This window comes from Kribbella sp. (genome assembly GCF_035655035.1).
Taxonomy (GTDB): domain Bacteria; phylum Actinomycetota; class Actinomycetes; order Propionibacteriales; family Kribbellaceae; genus Kribbella.
This window is the reverse complement of record NZ_DASRVN010000311.1, coordinates 1-4,969: the sequence shown is the minus strand read 5'-3', so window position 1 is coordinate 4,969 and position 4,969 is coordinate 1. Positions and strand designations below refer to the sequence as shown.

Here is a 4,969-nt window from a genome sequence, read left to right as displayed (position 1 = left end):
CGGGTCGACGCGGATGGCTGCCGCCATGCTCCGCGGCGACTTCGCCGGCGCCTGGCACTTCAACCCCGTGGTGTTCGTGCTCGGCCCGCTGGCCGCCGTTGCCATCGGCTACCAGGTGCTTGCCTGGACGCTCGAATCGCTGCGACTGGTCAGACTGCCGCGGCTCGGGATGAGCCGCCGCGCCGCCGACTGGACGGCGTACGGCATCATCGCGCTGATGATCGTGTACGGCGTCGCCCGCAATCTGGTCTGATGCCGGGCGGGCGACACCTGCCGCCCGCCGGAGGGCCTACTGGTTCTGCAGGCGCACGATCGTGCTGATGATGCTGATCACCAGGAGCACGATGCCGCCGATCCAGGCGACCCGTGCCAGCGTGTCGGACTGACCCTGCTCGCGGAACTTACCCTGCGCGAGGAAACCGAGGATGATCGACGCCGGTGGGCAGCAGAACCAGCAGACGATCCCGATGATCGACATGGTCTTCGGCGCGTTGCTCGGCGGCGCGGTGGCGCCATAGCCGGCGTTGCCACCGGGGTACTGCGCGTAGCCGCCAGGCTGCTGGCCGTACCCGCCGGGCTGCTGCTGGCCATAACCCGGCTGCTGCCCATAACCGCCAGGCTCCTGGCCATAACCGCCGGGCTGCTGGCCGTACCCACCGGGCTGCTGCTGCCTGTTGCCAGGCTGCTGGCCGTAGCCCGGCTGACCAGGCTAACCCGGCTGACCGGGCTGCCCAGGCTGACCGGGTTGCCCAGGCTGGCCGTACTGGCCCGGCTGCTGGCCAGGTCGCTGCCCGGGGTAGCCCTCTGGTCCGTTCGGGTTGTTCTGGTCGTCGCCGGGAGGTGGCGTCGGTGTGCTCACCGCGGTCCCTTCTGAGAACGTCGTGAAATCAGCGCAGCCTATCTTTCCCACAGGTTCGCAGTCATGCCCCCACACCGTGCCCTCGAACGGCAACGGCCGCCGCGACGACTCGTCGCGACGGCCGTTGTGTCGTGCGGGGTGGATCAGCCGAAGCGGCCGGTGATGTAGTCCTCGGTGGCCTTCTCGGTCGGGTTGGAGAAGATCTGCTTGGTCGGGGCCATCTCGATCAGCCGCCCCGGCTTGCCGGTCGCCGCCAGGTTGAAGAACGCGGTCTGGTCGGAGACCCGGGCCGCCTGCTGCATGTTGTGCGTGACGATGACGACCGTGAACTTGTCCTTGAGCTTCTCGATCAGGTCCTCGATCGCCAGCGTGGAGATCGGGTCCAGGGCGGAGCAGGGCTCGTCCATCAGGATCACCTCGGGCTCGACCGCGATCGCCCGGGCGATGCACAGCCGCTGCTGCTGACCGCCGGACAGACCCGCGCCGGGCTTGTCCAGGCGGTCCTTGACCTCGTTCCAGAGGTTGGCGCCCTTGAGGGACTCCTCGACCACCTGGGTGAGCTTCTTCTTGTCCTTGACGCCGTTCAGCTTCAGCCCGGACGCGACGTTGTCGAAGATCGACATCGTCGGGAACGGGTTCGGCCGCTGGAACACCATGCCGACGACCCGGCGGACGGCGACCGGGTCGATGCCGTTGGCGTACAGGTCCTGCTGGTCCAGCGTCACCTTGCCCTCGACGCGGGCCCCCGGGATCACCTCGTGCATCCGGTTCAGGGTCCGCAGGAAGGTGGACTTGCCGCAGCCGGACGGGCCGATGAACGCGGTGACCGAGCGGGGCTCGATCGTCATCGACACGTCCTCTACGGCCTTGAAGTCGCCGTAGTAGACGTTGAGGCCGCTGACCTCGATGCGCTTAGCCATATCGGATCGGAACCTCTCGCTATTTCGACTTGACGGCGCTGAACCGGGCGATCAGCCGGGCCAGCAGATTGAGGACGAGAACCAGCAGGATCAGGGTGAGCGCCGCTGCCCAGACCCGGTCGTTGGCCGGCTGCAGCGCCATGTCGTTGCGGTCCTGGTTGATCATCGTCGGCAGGGCGCCCATGAAGCCGCTGAACGGGTTCAGGTTGATGTTCTTCGAGTAGCCGACCAGGATCAGCAACGGTGCGGTCTCACCCATCACGCGCGCCAGACCGAGCATCACGCCGGTGACGATGCCACCGAACGCGGTCGGTACGACCACCTTGAGGATCGTCTTCCACTTCGGGACGCCGAGGGCGTACGACGCCTCCCGCAGCTCGTCCGGTACGAGTTTCAGCATCTCCTCGGTGGACCGCAGTACGACCGGAAGCATCAGCAGTACCAGCGACAGCGACACCGCGAAACCGACCCGGTTGAAGCCGAACACCGTGATCCACACCGCGTAGATGAACAGCGCGGCGACGATCGACGGGACACCGGTGAGGATGTCGATCATGAAGCTGACCACCCGGGCGGCCCGGGTGCCCTTGGCGTACTCGACCAGGTAGACCGCGCCGAGGATCGCGATCGGTACCGCGATGACCGCGGTGGTCAGGCCCATGATCAACGTGCCCATGATCGCGTGGTACGCGCCGCCGCCTTCGCGCCGGACGGTGATGCCGCGCTGCGACTGGTTCCACCAGTCGGCGTTGAGGAGCAGGTGATAACCCTTGGTCACGACGGTGTAGAGGATCCACAGCAGCGGGATCATCGCCAGTACGAACGCCAGCACCATCAGCACCGTGGCCAGTGTGTTCTTGAACGCACGGGCACCGGACTTGCCGGACAGATCCAGGGCCCGGCCGTCGAACGCCGCCTTGTCGGCTGTCGCAGTGGTCATGACCCGGCTCCTTCGGCAGCAGTGGACGAACCGGCGCGCCGGCCGCGGCGGGTCCGCCGTCCGCCGGGAGCGCTGCGTTCGACGATGATCCGCGCGATCGAGTTGACCAGGAAGGTCACCACGAACAGCACCAGGCCGGCCGCGATGTACGCACCGGTCTTCTCCGGCGAGTCGAACTCGGCGGCGTTGTTGGCGATCTTCGACGCGAACGTCTCGCCACCGGCGAAGATCGACGAGTTCCAGGGATCGTTGGCGTTCGGCACCGACAGGATGATCAGGACCGCGACGGTCTCACCGAGCGCGCGGCCGAGGCCGAGCATCGAGGCGCTGACCACACCGGAGCGTCCGTACGGCAGCACCGCCATCCGGATCATCTCCCACCGGGTGGCGCCGAGCGCGAGCGCGCCCTCGCGGTGCGCGATCGGCGTCTGCGCGAAGATCTCCCGGCTGATCGCGGTGACCACCGGCAGGATCATGATCGCCAGTACCACCGACGCGGTGAAGACGACGCCGACGTCGCCGCCGGACGGCTCCTTGAACACCGGGATCCAGCCGAGCGCGTCGGAGATCCCGGTGATCACCGGGCGCAGGATCGGCGCGAAGAACAGGATGCCCCACAGGCCGTAGATGATCGACGGCACGGCGGCCAGCAGGTCGACGGCGTGCGCGACCGGTGAAGCCAGCCGTTTCGGGGCGTAGTACGTGACGAACAGCGCGACGCCGACCGCGACCGGCACCGCGATCAGCATGGCGATGATCGAGCTGACCACCGTGGTGTAGAAGAGTGCGGCGATACCGAACTGCGGGTTGTCGCCGCCCGGGTTCCAGACCCGGGAGAACAGGAAGTTGCTCTTGTCGCCCGCCAGCGACGGGATCGCCAGCGCCAGCAGGAAGATGCCGACGAACGCGACGATCAGCACCACCAGGCCGCCGGAGCCGCGGGCGAGCCCGCCGAACAACCGGTCGCCCAGGTGGCCGACCGGGCCGAGGGCCAGCGGGCGGTCGTCGCCGGCCTTCGCGGCGGGCGTGGCCGGCGTACCGTCCGTGCTCTCGACGCCGGACTCGGTCAGTACCTCGGTGGACTGCTGTGCCGCCTCGTGCTCGGCGTGTTCGGTGGCCAGTCCGCCGAACTGCGGAGTCGGGCCGGCGTCCTCGTGGACCAGATCCTCGATCGCCGGATCGGTCTGGCCGTCCGGCCGGTCGGGCGGTGCCGTGCCGTCTGGACTACTCATCGATGGTGCTCCAAGCGCCTGAATCGTGACATGTGCCGTCTGGTCTCTTCAGTGGCACGAGCCCCGGCCGCCTCCGATGTATCAATCGGACCGGCCGGGGCTCGCCTCAGTACTGCTTCGCGATCAGCTGATCGCCTGGATCGCGGCGGTGACCTTCGTCTGGACCTCGGCCGGCAGCTGGCCGTAGTTCAGGGCGGTCAGTGCCGACTGGCCCTCGGCGCTGACGAAGTAGCTGAGGAAGCTCTTCACCATCGCGGTCTTGTCGGCCGGCAGGCCCTTGGTGCAGGCGATTTCGTAGGTGACCAGGACGATCGGGTAGGTGCCCGCGGCCTTGGTCGTGTAGTCCAGCTTCAGCGCCAGGTCCTTGCCGGACGCGTCGGCCGGCTTGGCCGCGGCGAGCGCCTTACCGGCGGAGTCGGCGGACAGTTCGACCGGGGTGCCCGAGCCGTTGTCGATCAGCGCGATGCCGAGCTTGTTGTCGACCGCGTACGACCACTCGTCGTAGGTGATCGAGTTCTTGGTGCTCTTCACGGCCTCGGCGACACCGGACGACTTCTCCTTGCCGGAACCGGTGCCGGCCCACTTCTTGGCGGGCTCCTTGGTCCACGCGCCACCACCGGCGGCCTTCAGGTACTTGCTGAAGTTCTCGGTGGTACCGGACTCGTCGGACCGGAAGAACACCGAGATCTGAGCCGACGGCAGCGTGACGCCCGGGTTCAGCTTGCTGATCGCCGGGTCGTTCCAGGTCTTGATCGTGCCCGCGAAGATCTTCGCCGCGGTCGGGCCGTCGAGGATCAGCTTCGACACGCCGTCGACGTTGTACGCGATCGCGATCGGGCCGACGACCATCGGCAGGTCGATGGCCGGGTTGCCGCCGCACCGCTTGGTGGCCGCGGTCATCTCGGCCGGCTTCAGCGCCGAGTCGGAGCCGGCGAAGTCCACCTGGTTCGCGTTGAACTGCTTGATACCCGCGCCGGAACCGGTCGGGTTGTAGTTCACCGTGACGTCGGCGCACTTC

6 protein-coding genes are annotated in these 4,969 nt (G+C 67.7%); 1 reads left to right on the top strand and 5 read right to left on the bottom strand.

The genetic code is table 11. The features are described 5' to 3' along the window. On the top strand, nt 1-253 hold a 253-nt coding region (locus VFF46_RS17940), incomplete at its 5' end, for a DUF2752 domain-containing protein (protein ID WP_325038281.1). Between the two features lie 36 nt (nt 254-289). Here VFF46_RS17940 and VFF46_RS17935 read toward each other — a convergent pair. From VFF46_RS17935 to pstS, 5 genes are all read right to left on the bottom strand, one after another. Then, entirely contained in the window at nt 290-478 is a 189-nt protein-coding gene (locus VFF46_RS17935; RefSeq protein WP_325038280.1) for a hypothetical protein, read from the bottom strand. Nucleotides 479-1,002: 524 nt separating this feature from the next. Then, nucleotides 1,003-1,779 (bottom strand): phosphate ABC transporter ATP-binding protein PstB, encoded by a 777-nt coding sequence (pstB, locus tag VFF46_RS17930; protein ID WP_325038279.1) that lies wholly within the window; start codon nt 1,777-1,779, stop codon nt 1,003-1,005. A 19-nt stretch (nt 1,780-1,798) separates the two neighbouring features. Next, nucleotides 1,799-2,719 carry a phosphate ABC transporter permease PstA gene (pstA, locus tag VFF46_RS17925; protein ID WP_325038278.1) on the bottom strand — a complete coding sequence of 307 codons (921 nt, stop codon included), beginning with the start codon at nt 2,717-2,719 and terminating at the stop codon, nt 1,799-1,801. Then, nucleotides 2,716-3,714, bottom strand: a complete 999-nt coding sequence (pstC, locus tag VFF46_RS17920; protein WP_325038282.1) for a phosphate ABC transporter permease subunit PstC — start codon at nt 3,712-3,714, stop codon at nt 2,716-2,718. Before pstC ends, pstA begins: the two co-directional genes overlap by 4 nt. A 360-nt stretch (nt 3,715-4,074) precedes the next feature. Then, a partial coding sequence (gene pstS, locus VFF46_RS17915) for a phosphate ABC transporter substrate-binding protein PstS (protein WP_325038277.1) occupies nt 4,075-4,969 on the bottom strand: 895 nt, incomplete at its 5' end.

What these genes read in the sequence shown, in the direction of transcription:
- pstB (WP_325038279.1), bottom strand. Translation starts at nt 1,779, where the DNA reads ATGGCTAAGCGCATCGAGGTCAGCGGCCTCAACGTCTACTACGGCGAC.
- VFF46_RS17935 (WP_325038280.1), bottom strand. Translation starts at nt 478, where the DNA reads ATGTCGATCATCGGGATCGTCTGCTGGTTCTGCTGCCCACCGGCGTCG.
- pstA (WP_325038278.1), bottom strand. Translation starts at nt 2,719, where the DNA reads ATGACCACTGCGACAGCCGACAAGGCGGCGTTCGACGGCCGGGCCCTG.